This window comes from Alcanivorax sp. 24 (genome assembly GCF_004360225.1).
In the GTDB taxonomy this organism is placed as follows: domain Bacteria; phylum Pseudomonadota; class Gammaproteobacteria; order Pseudomonadales; family Alcanivoracaceae; genus Alloalcanivorax; species Alloalcanivorax xiamenensis.
Genome location: NZ_SNUA01000015.1, coordinates 78,953 through 98,765, shown reverse-complemented (window position 1 = coordinate 98,765; position 19,813 = coordinate 78,953). Strand labels below are relative to the sequence as shown.

Annotated in this window: 14 protein-coding genes; 5 read left to right on the top strand and 9 right to left on the bottom strand. The window is 61.9% G+C overall.

All coding sequences use genetic code 11. From position 1 onward, the window contains the following. Nucleotides 1-3: 3 nt before the first annotated feature. The 6 genes from odhB to sdhC all read right to left on the bottom strand — a co-directional run bounded on the left by odhB (nt 4) and on the right by sdhC (nt 8,674). Complete coding sequence (odhB, locus tag E0L37_RS17690) at nt 4-1,224, bottom strand: 2-oxoglutarate dehydrogenase complex dihydrolipoyllysine-residue succinyltransferase (RefSeq protein WP_133492993.1); 1,221 nt, start codon at nt 1,222-1,224, stop codon at nt 4-6. 31 nt (nt 1,225-1,255) lie between these two features. Then, nucleotides 1,256-4,093 (bottom strand): 2-oxoglutarate dehydrogenase E1 component, encoded by a 2,838-nt coding sequence (locus E0L37_RS17685; RefSeq protein ID WP_133492992.1) that lies wholly within the window; start codon nt 4,091-4,093, stop codon nt 1,256-1,258. A gap of 1,324 nt (nt 4,094-5,417) precedes the next feature. Next, the gene (locus E0L37_RS17680) at nt 5,418-6,134 is read right to left on the bottom strand and encodes a succinate dehydrogenase iron-sulfur subunit (RefSeq protein ID WP_133492991.1); all 717 of its coding nucleotides are present in this window, start codon (nt 6,132-6,134) and stop codon (nt 5,418-5,420) included. A 12-nt stretch (nt 6,135-6,146) separates the two neighbouring features. After that, the gene (sdhA, locus tag E0L37_RS17675) at nt 6,147-7,922 is read right to left on the bottom strand and encodes a succinate dehydrogenase flavoprotein subunit (RefSeq protein ID WP_133492990.1); all 1,776 of its coding nucleotides are present in this window, start codon (nt 7,920-7,922) and stop codon (nt 6,147-6,149) included. Nucleotides 7,923-7,925: 3 nt separating this feature from the next. Next, nucleotides 7,926-8,306: a succinate dehydrogenase, hydrophobic membrane anchor protein gene (gene sdhD / locus E0L37_RS17670; RefSeq protein WP_022994652.1), complete on the bottom strand. Its 381-nt coding sequence runs from the start codon at nt 8,304-8,306 to the stop codon at nt 7,926-7,928. Next, nucleotides 8,300-8,674 carry a succinate dehydrogenase, cytochrome b556 subunit gene (sdhC, locus tag E0L37_RS17665; RefSeq protein ID WP_022994651.1) on the bottom strand — a complete coding sequence of 125 codons (375 nt, stop codon included), beginning with the start codon at nt 8,672-8,674 and terminating at the stop codon, nt 8,300-8,302. The genes sdhD and sdhC overlap by 7 nt, the downstream gene beginning before the upstream one ends. Nucleotides 8,675-9,358: 684 nt before the next feature. On the opposite strand from sdhC, the gene gltA reads away from it, so the two are divergent. Continuing rightward, nucleotides 9,359-10,645 carry a citrate synthase gene (gene gltA / locus E0L37_RS17660; protein ID WP_133492989.1) on the top strand — a complete coding sequence of 429 codons (1,287 nt, stop codon included), beginning with the start codon at nt 9,359-9,361 and terminating at the stop codon, nt 10,643-10,645. Between the two features lie 234 nt (nt 10,646-10,879). On the opposite strand, the gene E0L37_RS17655 is transcribed toward gltA, so the two are convergent. Further along, the gene (locus E0L37_RS17655) at nt 10,880-13,945 is read right to left on the bottom strand and encodes an AAA domain-containing protein (RefSeq protein WP_240687496.1); all 3,066 of its coding nucleotides are present in this window, start codon (nt 13,943-13,945) and stop codon (nt 10,880-10,882) included. 30 nt (nt 13,946-13,975) lie between these two features. Continuing rightward, the gene (locus E0L37_RS17650) at nt 13,976-15,163 is read right to left on the bottom strand and encodes a toxic anion resistance protein (RefSeq protein ID WP_133492987.1); all 1,188 of its coding nucleotides are present in this window, start codon (nt 15,161-15,163) and stop codon (nt 13,976-13,978) included. Between the two features lie 189 nt (nt 15,164-15,352). Here E0L37_RS17650 and E0L37_RS17645 point away from each other — a divergent pair, with 189 nt between their 5' ends. Both E0L37_RS17645 and E0L37_RS17640 read left to right on the top strand, forming a co-directional pair. Next, a complete protein-coding gene (locus E0L37_RS17645; protein WP_133492986.1) occupies nt 15,353-16,426 on the top strand; it encodes an SMP-30/gluconolactonase/LRE family protein in 1,074 nt (357 codons plus the stop codon). Further along, the gene (locus E0L37_RS17640; RefSeq protein WP_133492985.1) at nt 16,423-17,298 is read left to right on the top strand and encodes an NAD(P)-dependent oxidoreductase; all 876 of its coding nucleotides are present in this window, start codon (nt 16,423-16,425) and stop codon (nt 17,296-17,298) included. The genes E0L37_RS17645 and E0L37_RS17640 overlap by 4 nt, the downstream gene beginning before the upstream one ends. A 236-nt stretch (nt 17,299-17,534) precedes the next feature. Here E0L37_RS17640 and E0L37_RS17635 read toward each other — a convergent pair whose 3' ends face one another. Beyond that, nucleotides 17,535-18,548: an amidohydrolase family protein gene (locus E0L37_RS17635; protein ID WP_133492984.1), complete on the bottom strand. Its 1,014-nt coding sequence runs from the start codon at nt 18,546-18,548 to the stop codon at nt 17,535-17,537. Nucleotides 18,549-18,697: 149 nt separating this feature from the next. Here E0L37_RS17635 and E0L37_RS17630 point away from each other — a divergent pair, with 149 nt between their 5' ends. Then, nucleotides 18,698-19,105: an MbcA/ParS/Xre antitoxin family protein gene (locus E0L37_RS17630; protein WP_133492983.1), complete on the top strand. Its 408-nt coding sequence runs from the start codon at nt 18,698-18,700 to the stop codon at nt 19,103-19,105. After that, the gene (locus E0L37_RS17625; RefSeq protein ID WP_133492982.1) at nt 19,102-19,809 is read left to right on the top strand and encodes an RES family NAD+ phosphorylase; all 708 of its coding nucleotides are present in this window, start codon (nt 19,102-19,104) and stop codon (nt 19,807-19,809) included. Before E0L37_RS17630 ends, E0L37_RS17625 begins: the two co-directional genes overlap by 4 nt. Nucleotides 19,810-19,813: the final 4 nt, after the last annotated feature.

Sequence of the window (19,813 nt, the reverse complement as noted above, 5' to 3'; positions counted from 1 at the left end):
GAATCAGATGTCCAGCAGCAGCCGTGCCGGGTCCTCGATGAAGTTCTTCACGGCGACCAGGAATTGCACTGCTTCCTTGCCGTCGATGATCCGGTGGTCATAGGAGAGCGCCAGATACATCATCGGCAGAATCTTCACTTCGCCATCCACCGCCATCGGTCTTTCCTGGATCTTGTGCATGCCCAGGATGGCGGTTTGCGGCGGGTTGAGGATCGGCGTGGACAACAGTGAGCCGAAGATGCCGCCGTTGGAGATGGTGAAGGTGCCGCCGGTCATCTCTTCGATGGACAGCTTGCCGTCACGGGCCTTGGTACCGAACTCGATGATCTGGGATTCGATTTCGGCCAGACCTTTCTGGTCGGCGTCACGCATTACCGGCACCACCAGACCGCGATCGGAAGACACCGCCATGCCCACGTCGTAGTAACCGTGGTAGACGATGTCGTCACCGTCGATGGAGGCATTCACCGCCGGGAAGCGTTTCAGCGCTTCCACGCAGGCGCGGGTAAAGAAGCTCATGAAGCCCAGACGCACGCCGTGGGACTTCTCGAACTCACTTTGATAGTGCTTGCGCATGTCCATGATCGGTTTCATGTTGACCTCGTTGAAGGTGGTCAACATGGCCGCGTCCTGCTGCGCCGCCACCAGACGTTCGGCGATGCGCTTGCGCAGGCGGGTCATCGGGACGCGGCGTTCCTCACGCTCGCCGGCGGCGGCGGCCGGAGCGGCGGCCGGAGCCGGAGCGCTGGAGGCGGGCTGGTTCTGCTGCTTACCGGCCAGTGCTTTCTCCACGTCTTCCTTGGTGATGCGGCCCTTGGCACCGGTGCCTTTGATGTCAGCGGCATTGAGACCGTGCTCGCTCATCAGCTTGCGCGCGGCGGGACCAGCCTGGGCATCGCCGTCATCGTCGCGGCCTTGTGCTTCGGCGGCCGGCGCCTCGGCGGCTTGCGGCTTTTCTTCAGCGGGCGCGGAGGCGGACGCGCTGGCGCCCGCTTCCAATTGCCCGAGCACTTCCTGACTTTCCACGGTGGCGTCTTCGCCTTTGAGAATCTTGGTCAGAACACCGTCCATCGGAGCCACTACCTCGAGGACCACCTTGTCGGTCTCGATGTCCACCAGCAGCTCGTCGCGTTTAACCGCCTCGCCTTCTTTCTTGTGCCAGGTGGCTACCGTGCCATCGGCCACGGATTCCGGAAATTGCGGGGCTTTGATATCTGTCGCCATGCCTGTTCCTTAAACGAGTTCGTTAGGCTGTCTACTTGATGTTGAAGGCGTCTTCGACCAGACGCTGCTGCTGTTCCACGTGCAGGGACATCGAACCCGCCGCCGGAGCCGCCGCCATGTCACGGCCCGCGTATTGCACGTACAGTTTCGGATTGACCGCGCGGGCCACCCGGAACATGTGGTGTTGGGAGCAGTACCAGGCGCCCTGGTTCATCGGCTCCTCCTGACACCAGACCACATGCTCGAGATTCGGATAGCTTTCCAGAATCTCGCGCAGCCGCTGCTCCGGGAACGGATAGAGCTGCTCGATGCGGACCAGCGCGGTGTCCTTGATGTCGTCGGACTCGCGTTTTTCCAGCAGGTCGTAGTAGACCTTGCCGGAACACATCACCACGCGGTTCACCGCTTCGTTATCAAGCTCGGCGGTATCCTCCAGCACGGTGTGGAAACGACCTTCCGAGAGGTCCTCCAGGGACGAGATCGCCCGTTTGTGCCGCAGCAGGCTCTTCGGACTCATCACCACCAGCGGCTTGCGCAGCGGCCGTACCGCCTGGCGACGCAGCAGGTGGAAGATTTGTGCCGGAGTCGACGGTACGCAGACCTGCATGTTGTGCTCGGCGCTGAGCTGCAGGAAGCGTTCCAGACGGGCGGAGGAGTGTTCCGGTCCCTGCCCTTCGTAGCCGTGCGGCAGCAGCAGCGTCAAACCGCACAGCCGCCCCCACTTGGCCTCGCCGGAAGAGATGAACTGGTCGATCACCACCTGGGCGCCGTTGGCGAAATCGCCAAACTGCGCTTCCCACAGCACCAGCGACTTCGGCGTGGTGGTGGCGTAGCCGTATTCGAAGCCCAGCACCGCTTCCTCGGACAGCAGGGAGTCGTAGATATCGAACTCCGGCTGACCGTCATAGAGGTGCTGCAGAGGAACGTACTGCTCGCCGTTCTTCTGGTTGTGCAGCACCGCGTGGCGGTGGGAGAAGGTACCGCGGCCACAGTCCTGACCGGTGAGACGCACCGCGAAGCCCTGATCCAGCAAGGTGGCGTAGGCCAGGGTTTCCCCGTACCCCCAGTTCAGCGGCTGGGCGCCGGCGGTCATCTTGCGGCGGTCTTCCACGATCTTCTTGACCTGACGTTGCACCACCAGACCTTCCGGCAGGGTTTCCAGGCGCCCGGCCAGGTCCTGCAATTTTTTCAGTGGGTAGCCGGTATCCCAATCGTCTTCCACTTCGTGGCCGATGTAGGGAGACCAGTCCACGAACAGCGCCTTGTTGGGCTCACGCACCAGGGCCTTGACCACGTGGTTGCCTTCGTCCAGCGCGTCGCGGTAATCGTCCACCATCTTCTGCGCGTCCTGCTCGCTGATCACCTGCTGGCTGATCAGCGCCTCCGCGTAGAGCGTACGGGTGGTCGGGTGCGACTTGATCTTCTTGTACATCAGCGGCTGGGTGGAGGACGGCTCATCCGCCTCGTTGTGACCCAGACGGCGGTAACAGATCAGGTCGATCACCACGTCCTTCTTGAACTGCATGCGGTAATCCACCGCCAGCTGGGTGACGAAGTACACCGCTTCCGGATCGTCCGCGTTGACGTGGAAAATCGGTGCCTGGACCATCTTCGCCACATCGGTGCAGTACTCGGTGGAACGGGCATCGTCCTGACGGCTGGTGGTGAAACCCACCTGGTTATTGATGATCACGTGCAGGGTGCCGCCGGTTTTGAAGCCGCGGGTCTGGGACATCTGGAAGGTTTCCATGACCACGCCCTGACCGGCGAAGGCCGCGTCACCGTGCACCAGGATCGGCACCACCTGGTCACCACCGTGATCCTGACGGCGGTCCTGGCGGGCACGCACGGACCCTTCCACCACCGGAGAGACGATTTCCAGGTGAGAGGGGTTGAAAGCCATGGCCAGGTGCACTTCACCGCCGGAGGTCTGCACGTTGGAGGAGAAGCCCTGGTGGTATTTCACATCACCGGAGCCCTGCTCGTTGAAGCTTTTGCCTTCGAATTCGCCGAACAGATCCCGCGGGCTCTTGCCCAGGGTGTTCACCAGCACATTCAGCCGGCCCCGGTGGGCCATGCCGAGCACCATTTCCTTGGCGCCGTAGCTGCCGACCCGCTGGATCATCTCGTCCACCAGCGGAATCAGGGATTCACCGCCTTCCAGACCAAAGCGCTTGGTACCCGGGTAGCGACTGCCCAGGTATTTTTCCAGCCCTTCGGCGGCGGTGAGCCGTTCCAGGATGTGTTGCTTGATCTCCGCATTATATTGCGGATGGCTACGCACACTCTCCAGCCGTTGCTGAATCCAGCGCTTCTCCGCGGTGTTGACGATGTGCATGTATTCGGCACCGACCGAGGAGCAGTAGGCGCCCTTCAGGCAGTCAACGATTTCACGGAGTTTGGCTTCCGGCTTACCAATGAACAGATTGCCGGTCTGGAATACGGTTTCCAGGTCGGACTGACTCAGACCATGATGGGCCAGCTCCAGATCCGCCACCTGCTCCCGCTCCATCAGCCCCAGCGGGTCCAACTTGGCCACCTGGTGCCCACGGTTGCGGTAAGCGGCGATCAGATGCAGAACCCGCACCTGGCGACGTTCGTGCTCGCTGCTGACCGCGCCGGCGCCCATCTTCTGGACCCGGGAGCGGTTCTTGGCTTCCAGCAAAAAGTACTCACGCACCGGTCCGTGGGGAACATCGGACTCAACGGCACCGTTGACGCTGGGGAGTTTTTCGAAGTAAGCGCGCCAGTCTTCCGGCACGGAGTTGGGATCTGTCAGATAGGATTCGTACAGTTCATCGACATAGGCCATGTTGGCACCCCCGAGAGGGGAGGATTGCCATTGGCGCTGCATGGAACTGTCTTGCATCGTCGCTCGTTCCTTAGCCGGGAGCCTGTCACGCCTGTGGCATGAGATGGTGCTGTGACCACAGGGAGGATGACCCTGTTCCCGAGCTTTCAATGTGTCCGGAGCGGCCGCCTTTTAAGCCCCGCTCCACCCTGCTGCATACACCGATTCCGGGGTTTCCGGAACCGGTCGATAGTGTAGTACGTTTGTGAGGCTTTTGTTAGAGGCGGTTCGGGACTCACCGGCGGCCCGTACCCAGCCAACCGGCCTGTTCAGCCCTTCAACGCTGTCCGACTTATCGACCTTTTCGGGCGGAACTTCAATGCCACCAAGGTCGAGTCTGTTTATCGGGGCGGTCGCCACGATTTCAAGCTTATCCGAAGCGCACCGGATTGGCCCCCGGGGGTCGCATTCAGATACAAAAAAACGCCGGACGCCGATAATGCAAAACCAGACCCAACGCCCTGGCAAGCACTAAAACGCTTTTTTTGGTTCATCGCGGTTTGGCGGGGCACGGCGCTTCAATCATGGGCACGGGTCTGTAACGGAAGGGGCTACCAAGCCGCTATATTCGCCAGCAAGCTGGTCTCCCACGGATCCGCCACGAAGCCGCTGTGGGAAGCTTGCTGGCAAGCGAATATCCCAACACCTGAGGGCAGGAATTCGCCAGCAAGCTGGTCTCCCACGGATCTGCCACCAAGCCGCTGTGGGAAGCTTGCTGGCAAGCGAATATCCCAACACCAGAGGGCAGGAGTTCGCCAGCAAGCTGGTCTCCCACGGATCCGCCACGAAGCCGCTGTGGGAAGCTTGCTGGCAAGCGAATATCCCAACACCTGAGGGCAGGAATTCGCCAGCAAGCTGGTCTCCCACGGATCTGCCACCAAGCCGCTGTGGGAAGCTTGCTGGCAAGCGAATATCCCAACACCTGAGGGCAGGAGTTCGCCAGCATGCTGGTCTCCCACGGATCTGCCACGAAACTGCTGCGGGAAGCGGCCCGGGCGGCGCTCCGCTTGGCCGCGAATGCCCTGAGCCGTTGGCGATTCGCTTGCCAGCAAGCTTCCCACAGCGACGTTGTAGCCACCTCTGAAGGGAGGTCTTCGAGGTAACCGGGCAATATGGGAGCCCCCGCCGGAGCGACCCTTCCCGCTAAACCCCGAGGAACCTTTTCATGACCGCCGTCCATGGCGGCCACCCTTCGGGCCGTCGCCGAGCAACGTTAAAAATTACTCCCGGCAATTTTTTATTTCCGCAATGCCCGCAGCCCCGGGTTTTGACTTTAGCGTCAGGCGTCAAGCGTCCGGCACCACAAAAAAGGCGGCCCGGAGGCCGCCTTTTTAGGTCCGGGTCAGATGCCCCGTTCCAACAACATGGAACGGATATGGCCGATGGCCCGGGTCGGGTTGAGCCCTTTCGGGCAAACGCTGACGCAGTTCATGATGCCATGGCACCGGAACAGACTGAACGGGTCGTCCAGGCGCGCCAGGCGCTCTTCAGTGGCGTTGTCACGGCTGTCCGCCAGGAAGCGATAGCCCTGCAACAGCGCCGCCGGCCCCAGGAACTTGTCCGGGTTCCACCAGAAGCTGGGGCAGCTGGTGGAGCAGCAGGCACACAGAATGCACTCGTACAGGCCATCAAGCTTGGCGCGCTCTTCCGGGGACTGCAGACGCTCAATGGCCGGAGCCGGCGTGCTGTTTTGCAGGTACGGCTGCACCTTCTCGTACTGGTTGTAGAACATGGTCATGTCCACCACCAGATCGCGCACCACTGGCAGCCCCGGCAGCGGCCGCAGCACCAGCGCTTTTTTACCTTCTTTAACGCCAGGCGCCACGGAAGACAGCGAGGTGATACAGGCCAGACCGTTCTTGCCGTTGATGTTCATACCGTCGGAGCCGCACACCCCTTCGCGACAGGAGCGACGGAACCCGAGGGACGGGTCCATCTCCTTCACCAGGTTAAGCACGTCGAGCACCATCAGGTCCTTGCCCTGGGTGTCCACATCGTACTCTTTCATGGTCGGTTCGCGGTCGGTATCCGGATTGTAGCGATAGATACTGACTTTCATTGCAGCTCTCCGTTAGTAGGTCCGCGCCTTGGGCTGGAAGGTATCCACGGTCTTCGGTTCGAAGTTCACCGCGCGCTTACCCAATTGCTTGGTGAGCGGATCGTAGATGGAATGACACAGCCAGTTCTCATCGTCACGGTCCGGGAAGTCGTAACGGGCGTGAGCCCCACGGCTTTCCTTGCGGCCTTCGGCGGCGATGGCGGTGGCTTCCGCCACTTCCAGCAGGTTATCCAGCTCCAGCGCTTCGACCCGGGCGGTATTAAAGGACTGGCTCTTGTCCTCCAGATGAGCCTTGGCGACACGCTCGCGCAGTTCAGCCAGTTTGGAAACGCCTTCGTGCATGAGATCGCCCTTGCGGAATACACCGAAGTGATTCTGCATGGTGCTCTGCAGCTCTTTGCGCAGGCTGGCCACGGACTCGCCGCCCTTGGAGTCGTCCCAACGACGCACCCGGCTCAGGGCCTGGTCGATATCGTCGTTGCTCGGCTCGTACTGGGTCATGCCCTGGCGCAGAGCATCTTCGATGAACAGGCCGGCGGCGCGGCCGAACACCACCAGATCGAGCAGGGAGTTGCCACCGAGACGGTTGGCGCCGTGCACGGAGACACAGGCCACCTCGCCCACCGCGAACAAGCCGTTGACGAACTGATCCTGACCTTCGTGGCCGTTGGCCAGCCTGATCGCCTGACCATGCACGTTGGTGGGGATACCGCCCATCATATAGTGACAGGTGGGCACCACCGGGATCGGCTCCTTCACCGGATCGGTGTGGGCGAAGGTGATGGCCAGCTCACAGATGCCCGGCAGGCGGCTGTGCAGCACTTCCTCGCCCAGGTGATCGAGCTTGAGGAAAACGTGGTCACCATCCGGACCGGCGCCACGGCCGTCCAGGATTTCCATCATCATGGAACGGGCGACAACGTCCCGGGACGCCAGGTCCTTGGCGTTGGGCGCGTAACGCTCCATGAAGCGTTCGCCGTCCTTGTTGATGAGGTAACCGCCCTCACCCCGGCAACCTTCGGTCACCAGCACCCCGGCGCCGGCGATACCGGTGGGGTGGAATTGCCACATCTCGATGTCCTGCACCGGCAGACCGGCCCGCAGGGCCATGCCGACACCGTCGCCGGTGTTGATCAGGGCGTTGGTGGTGGAGGCGTAGATACGGCCGGAACCGCCGGTGGCGAACACCGTCGCCTTGGCTTTGAAGAATACCGTTTCGCCGGTTTCGATGCAGATGGCGATAACGCCACAGACATTGCCCTGGCCATCCTTCACCAGCTCGGCGGCGTACCACTCACTGTACACCTGGGTGCCGTTCTTCAGGTTCTGCTGATACAGAGTATGCAGCAGAGCGTGACCGGTACGGTCGGCGGCGGCACAGGTCCGGGCGGCCTGACCACCCTCACCGAAGTTCTTCGACTGACCACCGAACGGGCGCTGGTAGATCCGGCCTTCCTCGGTACGGGAGAACGGCAGCCCCATGTGGTCAAGTTCGAACACCGCTTCCGGGCCCACCGAGCACATATATTCGATGGCGTCCTGGTCACCGATGTAATCGGAGCCCTTGACCGTGTCGTACATGTGCCAGCGCCAGTCGTCATTGGGATCGGCGGAGGCAATGGCACAGGTGATACCGCCCTGGGCGGATACCGTATGGGAACGGGTGGGGAATACTTTGGAAATCAGCGCGGTCTTGAAACCGGACTGCGCCATCTGCAGGGACGCGCGCATGCCGGCGCCGCCGCCACCCACCACGATGGCATCAAAGGTAATGGTGCGAATGGACATGGATCAAGCGCCTCCCCAAATCGTTACCAGGCCCCAAAGGACGTAGACCAACAGCAGCAGAGCAATCACCATCTGCACGACAAGGCGTACACCGGTGGCGGATTTGCCAAAGGTCAGACTGGTGAGATAGTCGGTGGTCACGCCCCACAGGCCAACCCAGGTGTGGGCGGCCACGGAAAGCACCAGCAAGGTGGTGGCAATCTGCATGGGCACGGAACCGATAAAGGCCTTCCAGGTGCCATAATCAAGATTCGGCTGGGCGATCAGATAAGCCAACATGCCGATGAAGTACACGCCGATAACAACGGCGCTGACGCGCTGAATCAGCCAGTCGTACAGGCCGTTACGGCCCAGACTGGTGACGCTGGTTACCCGGGTTACCATATCCAAGCTCCTACCAGTACAACGAGAACGGCGGTGATGATGAACACCGATTTGGCGCCACGCCGTCCGCCTTCCAGGGTCTCACCCATCCCGGCGTCCATGAACAGATGCCGGATACCGGCCACCAGGTGATACAGAATCGGAGTGAGGATGGCCCACACGACCAGTTTGGCCAGAGGGGAATCAAGGAGTTGTTTCAGGTCCGCAAAGCTCTCCGGGGACGCCACGGAACGATCCAGCATCCACAGCAATATCGGCAACGCCACGAAAATGGCGACGCCGGTAATCCGGTGAGTGATGGACGCAATGGCGGTGACCGGGAACTTGATCGTCGATAGATCGAGATTGACGGGTCTTTTGTCGTTCACGGTAGCCTACACTTTTGCCGGGCTCCGGGCAGGCCGGAGCGGTTGTCGGGAACTTGGCATCACCGATGTCGTCTCAAGGTGAAGACTGGCGGCGAATGCGGTGATACCAGGGCCGGGGTGAAGCCCGTATTCCGGGAATCCATGACCAAGTCCGTTGCGGTCGGCGGTCGCCGGAATGCACTAACGACGCCACCGCGGTCATCCCCTGATAAAGGATGGCGGCGTGGCCGATTGCGTATTCCCTGACAACTCCCGAATCAAGGGGCGGCGCCTGTCATTGCCTTTATACTGCTCGGCATCACGCCACCACCTTGCTATGCCGCAAGGGACTCGGTCAGAGGTCCCCTTGCGGGCGGCAGTATATCGCCGCGCCGACGGCAAAACAAACGCCAACTGGCGTAAAACAGGCTAAGACTTTGTTTTATATAGGCACTTTTACATCAACCACCTTGCCATTCCATGGCAAAATGCCAGCATTACGGGCCGTAACAAGCTGTTTACCCTGCAAAAGACACCTTTTCCCATGGTCCCTTCTTCGTTGACAAAGACAGGCCAAAACTTTAACGTCCCCCGCGCTCTGGAGGACCTTGGGGGACCTTTGAACAGCCGCTGCTCGGCATCGCCGTCCGGACGCTGTCCACAGGTTCCGCTGCTGCTCCCTCTACACACCGAGGAGAAATTCCCATGACCGAGAAGAAAGCCATTCTCAAGGTAGAGGGCCGGGAGGATCTGGAACTGCCGATCCATACGCCGACCCTGGGCCAGGACGTCATTGATGTGTCCTCCCTCACCGCCAATGGCATCTTTACCTTCGACCCGGGCTTTACGTCCACCGCGTCCTGCGAATCCAAGATCACGTACATCGACGGCGAGAAAGGCCAGCTGCTGCACCGCGGCTATTCCATCGAGGAACTGGCTTCCAAGTCCGACTACCTTGAAGTGTGCTATCTGCTGCTCAACGGCGAACTGCCGAGCGCCGAGCAGAAAGCGGAATTCGTCAGCACCGTGAAGAACCACACCATGGTGCACGAGCAGATTCGCAACTTTTTCAACGGCTTCCGCCGTGACGCCCATCCAATGGCGATCATGTGCGGCGTGGTCGGGGCGCTGTCCGCGTTCTATCACGACTCGCTGGACATCAATGACCCCACTCATCGTGATGTCACCGCGTTCCGTCTTATCGCCAAGATGCCGACCATCGCGGCCATGTGCTACAAGTACGGTCTCGGTCAGCCACTGATGTACCCGCGCAACGATCTGGGTTACGCGGAAAACTTCCTGCACATGATGTTCGGCAACCCCTGCGAGGACAGCAAGATCAGCCCGACCCTGGCCCGCGCCATGGATCGCATCTTCATCCTCCACGCCGATCACGAGCAGAACGCGTCCACCTCCACCGTGCGTCTGGCCGGTTCTTCCGGCGCCAACCCGTTCGCGTGTATCGCCGCCGGCATTTCCGCCCTGTGGGGTCCGGCTCACGGCGGTGCCAACGAAGCGGTGCTGAAGATGCTGGAAGAGATCGGCGACGTTTCCCAGATCGACACGTTCATCGCCAAGGCGAAAGACAAGAACGATCCGTTCAAGCTGATGGGCTTTGGCCACCGGGTGTACAAAAACTACGACCCGCGTGCCACGGTGATGCGCGAATCCTGCCACGAAGTACTGGCCGAACTGGGCATCAACGATCCGCAACTCGAACTTGCCATGAAGCTCGAGGAGATCGCCCTCAACGACCCGTACTTCAAAGAGAAGAAGCTGTTCCCGAACGTCGACTTCTACTCCGGGATCATCCTCAAGGCGATTGGCATTCCGACCAGCATGTTCACCGTGATCTTCGCCCTGTCCCGTACCGTGGGCTGGATCGCGCACTGGAACGAAATGATCTCCAATCCCTACAAGATCGGCCGTCCTCGCCAGCTCTACACCGGCGAGACCGAGCGTTCCTTCGTGCCGCTCAACGAGCGCAAGTAGGCACCTCGGGACACCTCGGTGTCAGACGAAAACGCCGGCCTTCGGGCCGGCGTTTTCGTATTGGGCGAAACAGGAATCGGGGCTCGTGAGCCTCTGATGTCCCACCAGTTCACTGACACGTTCATTCGCTGCCAAGGCAGCTTCCCACAGCGACTCTGTAGCCCCCTGCGGGAAGCTGCCTTGGCAGCGAATGCGCGAAATAAGCGTGCTCACAAGCCGCGATACGTCAACGCCTCAACGCTGATACAAAGACACTCTGTCCGCCAGTTTCAGCACATCATCCAGTGCTCCCCGCAGACCGGAATCCTCCTGTCGCAGCAACGCCAGTTCTTTTCCCAACCGGCTCAAGGCGTCCACCGCGGCGCGGCAGGCCGCCAGGCGCTCATCAATATCGGCGTCAATGTCCTCGTCCAGTTCACGAATCCCTTCCAGCAGCACACAGGCGCCTTCCAGTTCGGCCAGCGCCGCGCGCTGCAATTGCTCCACACCGTCATGGTAACGCTGGTAGGTCAGTTCGGTGGGCAGAAAACGCTGGTCCAGCCAGTGCAGCACCTGGCCATGCACTTGCTCCAATTCTCCCAGCAAGCGCTGCAATCGCGGCGCTTCCAACACTTGCAGGCGCCAGCGCAGGGAATGGTAAGGACGGGCGCTCACCGGTTCGGCATCGGAAAGCGCCAGACGTGCCTGCAACTGCTCCAGCAGCGCTTCCCGGCGATGGCTCCAGTCCAGAGCACTGATTGGAAACAAGGCCAACCCGGCCCGTTCCAGCAACCGATAGCGCTGCCACTGCCAGGCCTCTCCCGCCTCCCCCACACCGATTACATCAATGGCCAGGGCGCCACCGGCATGACGCACCAGCAGATCCAGGGACTGGCCGGCGAACACGTAATCCAGTTCGCAACGCGCGCCCCACCCTTCCAGCACCCCGACCAATTCCCGCCGCAAGGCTTCCACCGCTGGCGAGGCGCTGATGGCCATATCCTTTTCTCGCTCCACCGTGGCCACATAGCGGGCCAGCAATCCCCGTGGCCGCTCATCCAGAGCCCCCTCACCGACGAACAGCCACTGGCGGTGACGCACCCGGGTCACCGCCACATTGAACACGTCCGGCCGTTCCAGGTAACGCCAGGCCGCCGCCGAACGGCCCGGATAAACGCCAGTAGCGATCAGCATGAAATCCCGCTCTTCCCCCTGGAAGGCGTAAGGCGTGCCAACGCGAAGATTGTGACGCCCCAGCGTGGCCAGCTCGAAGCGCTCCAGCAGCCGGTTCTCCAATACCGTGGCCAGGGCGCGGGACATCGCCACCACCCCGATCTCGGGGCAGCGGTCGTCCGGCAAATCCCGGCACGCTTCGACCAATCCTTGTAACCGCGTCATCACCCGGTCCACTTCCGCCAGATTCACGGTGTCCTTCAGCGTCACCGGACAGCTCTCCAGCCGCAGCGGCTGATCCGCCTCACGATTATCCAGACGGGTCAGCACCTTGAGCCGGTCTGAATAGAACTCCGCATTGCTGAAGCGGATCAACGCCGGATGGCTGCGGAAGTGTTCATCGAGGAATGCCACCGCCTCCTGGCTGGTCACCGCGTCCAGGGCATAATCCAGCAGCGAGCGCTCCCGGTAATCCAGATCCAGCGGTGCCCCGGTGACTTCGTGCTGGATCGACAGTGCCTGCTGACGATCACGGGCGAGAAAGGAGAAATGACGCAGCTGTTTGGGGTCTCCCACCACCACCGCTCGACGGGCCCTCTGCAGTGCCGGTAGTGCCAATGGCAGATTGCACTGGGTGGCCTCGTCCATCACCACAAGATCAAATACCGTTTCATTGACCGGCAGGCTTCGGCTCAGAGCATGGGCGGACACCACCCATACCGGGAAAGTGCTGGTCAGCAGCGACCAGTCGAGTTTATCGAAGCGGTCCTGCCGCAAGGCTCCGCTACGGGAACGCAGCGCTCGCGACAAGGTACTCAGCTGATTGCGACGCTGACGCAACAGCGTCGCCAGATTGTCGTTGGCTCCCGCTTCGAGCGTACGCCGTGCCAGCTCCTGATGCGCCTCCACCGACGCCTGCAATTGCTGCCACTGCCGCGCCAGCGTCGGTTGCGCCAACAAACGCCGGCTCGCCCACCAACGCCGTACTTGAGTCCATGGCCCACCGGCACGCTCACCGGCCCGTTCCGCCCGGCGCAAATCCCGACGGAATCGCCGCTCCAGATCCCGGTAGGCGCGGGTCGCCAGGTCCATGCGTTTCAGCAGGGCCGGCCGTTCCGGCTCCGGCGCCAACGCCATTTCCCCGGACAGCCAATAGTCCAGCCGCTCCAGCAAGTGCTTGCGATGATCACCGCGACCGGCCCGCAGAATCAGATCCCCGGCCTCACCGAACAACGCGTCCAGTTTGCCGCGCACCACATCGGCGGCATGCTCGTTACTGCATACGATGAGCACCGATTCGCCGCGCATCACCCGGTCCACGGTGAGGCAGGACAACGTATAGGTCTTGCCGGTACCGGGCGGACCATTGATGACGCTGAGCGTTTGCGAGGCGGCGTTTTGCAGGGTGTGTTGCTGGGCGTGAGTGAGACTGGCCGGCAAGGTGTCCGGCTCGGCCGGCCGCACCTGTTCCGGAGCCGGCACCGGCTCTCCCAGCACCTGCCGCAAAGGCGGCGACAAAGGAACCTCCCCCGCCGCCAGTCGCTCAAGCTCGAACAGCACGCTGCGCTGCAAGGGCGAGCGGGCCGACAGCCAGACCACGCCCGCGGGCGTATAGCGTGGGCGGGTACCACTGCGAGGCCGTGGAAAGCCCCGGGCGTTATCGGCGTATTCCCGACTCTCCATCGATGTCAGAACACGCGCCAGAGTGTCCGCGTCCACCTGTTCCGGGTCCAACTCGGCAACCCAGGGCGTTGACTCCGCCAAGGCGTCCAACACGGCACTGTTATAACGAAAGCCGTCCACTTCGATGGCGGCATTGTCACTCTGCCCGTCGCTCACCATCGCTTCGGCGATCAATAAGGGCGCGCGCACGTATCCGCGCCGGGATCCCTCACCGTCCACCGCCACGCTCACCACGAACAGTCCCGCCATGAGACGCCGTTCCTGGCGCTGGGCACTGAGCTCCTGGCGCAGCCGTTGCGCCTCCGGCCCGGCTATCGGCCAGTGACTGGCCTCGAGGGGCCGCTCCCCATCGGCGCGAAAAAAAACATGGCCGCGCTCGGACTGGGCGAACAGGTCGGTAATCAGACGGTCGCCGCCATCCTCCGCCAGACAATCCCGGAAATAAGCAATCAGACCACGCGTCATGGCACGCACACTATCACTGCCTCCCGCCCATCACGGATTGAGGTCGATGGCGAGGGCCGAACGGGAGGCCTCGGCTTGCTCCAACTGGGCCAGCGCTTCATCGCCTTTGCGGGTCAGCGCCGCCATTTTCTGAATCGAATTGGCCATGCCCGGCAGCGCTTCCCGGCGGAACCGGGCGATGTCTTCCAACGACGCATTGATATCGACGAACGCCTGCCGCAGTACCTCCATATCCAATTGCGTGGACGCCGCGCGGGTATGAATCTCCGCGCCCTGCTGGCGCAACCGCTGAGCGGTACCGGCAATCAACGAGTCGGTGGTTTTGTTCACGGCGTCGATCTTGTCCAGCACGATGCGTTGATTGGCCAGCGCCATGGCGAGCGTCACCGCCACCTTCAGGGCATTGACGGTAACCTGGGTGGCGCGATCCACGCCGCGAATCAATTCCCGGTTATTACGCACGATCACTTCGGTGGTGAGCACGCCCTGCTGGTTCACCGCCAGCTGCTGCTGCATGTCCTGAATCCGCTGACGCAATGGAAACAGAAGTTCCTCCTGCACGAATCCGTGACGCGGATCCCGCGGGTCGATGTCACGATCCAGGGCACGGGAGAGGCGCGCATCGATCTGTTCACCCAGGGCGACGGCCCGGCTCAACTGCCGGCCGCTCTCGCGCATGTCATTCTGATCGGCCTGCAGGGTAATGTTGTCCCGGCGCAACTGTTCACGGCCTTGCTCCAGCGACTCGACAATGGCGGCGATCACCGTGGATGCGGATTCGTAGCGGGAAAAATAGCGTTTCAGCGGCGTGCCAACGAAGGGCAGAAAGCCGGCCAGCCGGGAAAACCAGCCCGGTGACAAATCCACCCGTGCCGGGTCCAGAGATTCCACCTGGATCTTCAGGTCGACCAGGGCGTTGGCCACCGGTCCGCCGTCCTCGGCCCGGCTGGCCAGCCGGTGCACCGGCTCCTCCAGCAGCCGGCTTTGACGGGCGGCCTGCTTCTGCACCTCCCGTCCTATATTGTCCACCGCGCCGCGCACCTGATTCTGATCACTCCCCTGCGCCGCCGACAGCAATTGCCCGACGAGCTGATCGGCCCGCTGCGCCAGCGCCTGATTTTCATCGTCCGTCACTATCACGGCCGGATTCAATTCCGCCGCCAGCGCGTCGGGCGCCGCCACCTGCAAACTGCCCTGTTCCGGATTAACGTTGCTCATATCGCTGTCCTTATCCACTATTATCCGGTGCCGGCACCCTGTTCCATTGTCGTGTCCGGCTTTCCCTTTCGCAGGCTTTCACGATACCCGAGGGAAGACCGTCGCCACCACCCATTGGCATGATAGCCTATCATGTTCGTCGGGACCGACCGCGCCCCGTACTCGAGGCTCCGAGATTGAGGAAGGAAAATGAAAAAAACGCTGCTGACCCTGGTTCTTCTGATCCTGGCCGGCTATCTGCTGTTCTGGCCGGTGCCGGTGGAGCCGGTGGCCTGGGACGCCCCCGAAGCGCCCCCTCTGGAAGGCCCGTACGCGGTGAATGACCACCTCAGCCGGGCACACCGCCTGGCGGAAGGCGAAGGCCATGGCCCGGAAGATGTGGCGGTGGATAAAGAGGGCCGTCTCTATGTGGGTTATGAGGACGGGCGCATTGTCCGTTTCCGAGGCGATGGTAGCGATGCCGACCTGATCGCCAACACCGGCGGCCGGCCACTGGGACTGGATTTCGCACCGGACGGCACCCTGGTGGTGGCCGACGGCCACAAGGGGCTACTGCGTATCAACGCGCAATCCGGGGCGGTCACCGTGCTCGCCAACGAAGCAAATGGCGCACCCTTCAGGTTTACCGATGATGTGGACGTGGCCAGTGACGGTGTCATCTATTTCAGCGACGCCTCCAGCAAATTCGGCCCGGCGATGAAAGCACGGGACGACATCATCGAGCACGGCGGCCATGGCCGGCTGCTCAAATACGATCCGAGCGATGACACCACCACGGTGTTGCTGGATGGCCTGCAATTCGCCAATGGCGTGGCGCTGGCCCCGGACGAATCCTATGTACTGGTGGTGGAAACCGGCAGCTACCGGGTGCAGCGTTATTGGCTCGGCGGTGCTCGCGCCGGCGAACACGAGATCTTCATCGACAATCTGCCGGGTATTCCCGACGGCATCTCCGGTAACGGCAAGGATACTTTCTGGGTGGCCCTGTTCGCGCCGCGCAATGCCGCTCTGGACGCCATGGCCGACAAGCCGCTGCTGCGCAAAGTAGTATTCCGGCTACCGGAGTTCATGCAGCCGCAGCCGGCCCGCCACGCCTTCGTGCTGGGTCTGGATACCGACGGCAACGTTACCCATAACCTGCAGCACCTCGGTGACAATGCCTTTTCTCCCATCACCAGCGTGGAGCAGGACGGACAGCGCTTGCTGCTGGGCAGCCTCACCGCCGACAGCTTCGCCATCTACAACCTGGAGGAGTCCCAATGATTTCCCGAGTCGCATTTATCGGCCTTGGCGTTATGGGCTACCCCATGGCCGGTCACCTGGCCCGTGCCGGCCTGGACGTGGCGGTCTACAACCGTACCGGGGCCAAAGCCGAAGCCTGGGTGAAGGCATACGGCGGCCGCCATGCCGCTACGCCGGCACTGGCCGCCGAAGGGGCCGAGGCGGTGTTCCTTTGTGTTGGCAATGACCAGGATCTGCATCAGGTTACTCTTGGCGAAGACGGCGCGGTGAGCGCTCTGAGCACTGGCGCGGTGCTGGTGGATCACACCACCGCCAGCGCCACCATGGCGCGGACTCTGGACCAGGCCTGCCGCGAGCAGGGAGCGCATTTCATCGACGCGCCGGTTTCCGGCGGCCAGCAAGGCGCCGAGAACGGTCAGCTTTCGGTGATGTGTGGCGGCGAGGAAGCGGCGTTTGAGCGTGTCGCTCCGGTGCTGGATCACTATGGCAAGAGCGTGGTGCTGATGGGACCGGCGGGCAGCGGGCAGTTGACCAAAATGGCCAACCAGATTTGCGTGGGCGCGGCGATCCAGGGCGTGGCCGAAGCCATTGCTTTTGCCCGGGATGCCGGGCTGGACGCGGAAAAAGCCATGCAGGTGATCGGCGCCGGTGCCGGCAGTTCCTGGCAATTGCTGAACCGCCACCAGACCATGATCGCCGATGAGTACGACCATGGTTTCGCCGTGGACTGGATGCGCAAGGATCTGATGATCTGTCTGGCCGAGGCCAACCGCACCGGCACGCCCTTGCCGGTGACCGCGCAGATCAACGAATTCTATAAGGACATTCAGGCCATGGGCGGCGGCCGCTGGGACACATCCAGTCTGCTGAGGCGGTTACGGCGACGGGATTGAGGTCACGATCGCGGCTTGCGACACACTAACACACCAAACCCAAAGCCTGTTTACAGGCTGTGGAGATGGAGTTCCCACCGTATTCGCTGCCAAGGGAGCTTCCCACAGCGGCTCCGTGGTTTTCGTTGTGGGAAGCTGGCTTGCCAGCGAATCGGCGTGCCAGTATCAGTGTGTTGCGTGTCCGCGGCCGGCCCCACACCTGAAGGACAGTAGTGGGCTTGTGAACCGTGATCTTCCTATTTCGCCACGGCGCCCTTTTCCGGCACCAGCGCCTTGGCGTTGTCGCTGGCCACCCGTCGCGCCACGTCTGCCGGCAGGGCGTCCAATAGTGGCCGGTAGCTGTTGAGGATCTTCTCCATGCTGTCGAAATGCCCGACCAGGTCGGTGCCCAGGGTGAACCGGTCGGGGTGGTCATTGATCAGCGTCAGCCACTCCTTGCGCGGTTTGTCGTCGTCCAGCAGATAGTGCTCCCGCACACTCCAGGACAGATCCACATGGAGGTTGTCATAGCGCTCCAGCAGCGCGCGGACAATGGCCGGCAGCGTTTCCAGCGGCGCCTGCCGCGCTTCCACCCCACCACTGGTGCCGGCGTGGGCAAGAATAAAGCGGGTCTTCGGGTTTTCCTTGAGCGCGTCTTCCAGCTCCTCAAGATAGATCGGCGTTTTCTCCCGTAGCGAAGTCAGATTACTGTGCAGCAGCACCGGCAAACCGTGGCGGGCAGCGACCCGGTATACCTTCATCAGCGCCGGGTGATTGGCCCGCGGCGTCTCCCCTTCGGTCAGAGCGGTGAGGTCATCGTGACGAGTGATCAGCTCACCGATCCCGCGCCACAGGCCCGGATAGCGCTCGATCAGCGCCTCCACGTGTCGGGCGGCATTGAGGTCGGTGGGATTGATACCGCTGATAAAGGGCACCAGCTTCCGCCGGCGCTCTTGCGGCAACGCCGCGATAGCCTGGGCCAGCAGGTCGTCGGTGGCGCTGTAGTAGTACAGTGGCGCTTCGTCACCAAGGAAGTAGCGGGGCCGGCGCGGCGCGCCCTGCTCCCATTTCTTCACCACCGGCAGACCAAAGACCCAGGCCTGCTCCACACTGGCTTTGTCCATGGCCTCGAACATGGCGTCCATGCCTTCGCTTTCCTGCATGAAATCCACGTAATGCAGGTGCGCATCCACATAGGGCCCCTCGTAATGAGTGTCCCGTGCCCACAACGGTGAGCTCGCCAGCAACGCCAATACGGCCAGAAATCGCATTATTTGCTTTCCTCCATGATGTCCTGCCTCCCTTGACCGGCGGGTAAACCGGGAGTTCTGTGGATTATACAGAGTCTTACTCTTTGGTCTATATATAGACAAGTAGATAATTTGTGCCTCATAATGGACAAAACGTCAGGAGGTGCCCCATGCAACCGGCCCACGACACCCGGAATCTGCCCGCCCTGGACGACCAGGCCCGCCATACCGCCCTGCGAGCGGTGCTCAAACTGCTCGATTTGTGGCAATGCACGGAGAAGGAGAAGACCGCGCTGCTCGGCGTCGGCCGCTCCACCCTGCACAAGTACCAGAGTCGCCCGGAAAGCGCCCGCGTTTCCAATGATTTGCTCGAGCGCCTGAGCTATCTGCTCAACATTCATCAGGTGTTGCGCACCCTGTTCGGCAACCGGGAAAACGTCTATGGCTTCGTGCGCATGCCCAACCATAATGCCTACTTCAACGGCACCAGCCCCATGGAAGCGATGAGCACCGGGCGGGTCGCCAGCCTCTACGAGGTATTCCGTCATCTGGACAGCCTGCGCGGGGGCCAGTGGTGAACCAGGCGGACTATCGTGAACTGCCTCTGCGCGCCTTTGATCACCAGGAGGCGTATCGTCTGGTCAACGGCAAATATCCGCCCATCGATCTGTTTGACGATGTCGCCGAGGAAAGCGATTTCAGCGCCCTGTTCGCGGTGCAGGCCTTGACCAATCCCCGGCTGCAAACCCAGATCGGAGAGCTGAACCGGGTACCACCGGAGCGCCGCCCCTGGGGTATCCCCGGCTGCAGCTACGCTTTGGCGCCTTTTGTCCACGTCAACCCCGCCGGCTCGCGCTTCTCCGACGGCGGTTTCGGTGTGCTCTACTGTGCCGAGCGCATGGCCACCGCCATCGCCGAGACCCGCTACCATCAGCAACATTACTTCCAACAGGTGGTCGGGTTGAAGTACGACCGGGTTGTCATGCGTGGCCTGCGAGTGCGTTTTTCCGCCGGGTTGCGCGACATTCACAACCCTCTTCGCGACGACGACCATTGGTATCACCCGGAGGATTACAGCGGTGCCCGCCGCCTTGGCCAGCGCCTGTTCGAAGCAGACGAACATGGCCTGGCCTACAGTTCGGTACGCGATCCCGGAGCCCTGTGTTTCGCCCTGCTCTCCCCTCACCTGGTGGAGTCGGTGATCCCCAGCACACACTATGAATACATCTGGGATGGCGAGCGTATCGCCCACGTGCTCACCATCCGACGCGTCACCGGATGATCGG

Excerpts from the sequence above, each read along its gene's own strand:
- sdhA (WP_133492990.1), bottom strand. The coding sequence starts at position 7,922 with ATGTCCATTCGCACCATTACCTTTGATGCCATCGTGGTGGGTGGCGGC.
- E0L37_RS17635 (WP_133492984.1), bottom strand. The coding sequence starts at position 18,548 with ATGCGATTTCTGGCCGTATTGGCGTTGCTGGCGAGCTCACCGTTGTGG.
- gltA (WP_133492989.1), top strand. The coding sequence starts at position 9,359 with ATGACCGAGAAGAAAGCCATTCTCAAGGTAGAGGGCCGGGAGGATCTG.
- E0L37_RS17680 (WP_133492991.1), bottom strand. The coding sequence starts at position 6,134 with ATGAAAGTCAGTATCTATCGCTACAATCCGGATACCGACCGCGAACCG.
- E0L37_RS17685 (WP_133492992.1), bottom strand. The coding sequence starts at position 4,093 with ATGCAAGACAGTTCCATGCAGCGCCAATGGCAATCCTCCCCTCTCGGG.
- E0L37_RS17645 (WP_133492986.1), top strand. The coding sequence starts at position 15,353 with ATGAAAAAAACGCTGCTGACCCTGGTTCTTCTGATCCTGGCCGGCTAT.
- E0L37_RS17650 (WP_133492987.1), bottom strand. The coding sequence starts at position 15,163 with ATGAGCAACGTTAATCCGGAACAGGGCAGTTTGCAGGTGGCGGCGCCC.
- odhB (WP_133492993.1), bottom strand. The coding sequence starts at position 1,224 with ATGGCGACAGATATCAAAGCCCCGCAATTTCCGGAATCCGTGGCCGAT.
- E0L37_RS17655 (WP_240687496.1), bottom strand. The coding sequence starts at position 13,945 with ATGACGCGTGGTCTGATTGCTTATTTCCGGGATTGTCTGGCGGAGGAT.
- sdhD (WP_022994652.1), bottom strand. The coding sequence starts at position 8,306 with ATGGTAACCCGGGTAACCAGCGTCACCAGTCTGGGCCGTAACGGCCTG.
- E0L37_RS17630 (WP_133492983.1), top strand. The coding sequence starts at position 18,698 with ATGCAACCGGCCCACGACACCCGGAATCTGCCCGCCCTGGACGACCAG.
- E0L37_RS17640 (WP_133492985.1), top strand. The coding sequence starts at position 16,423 with ATGATTTCCCGAGTCGCATTTATCGGCCTTGGCGTTATGGGCTACCCC.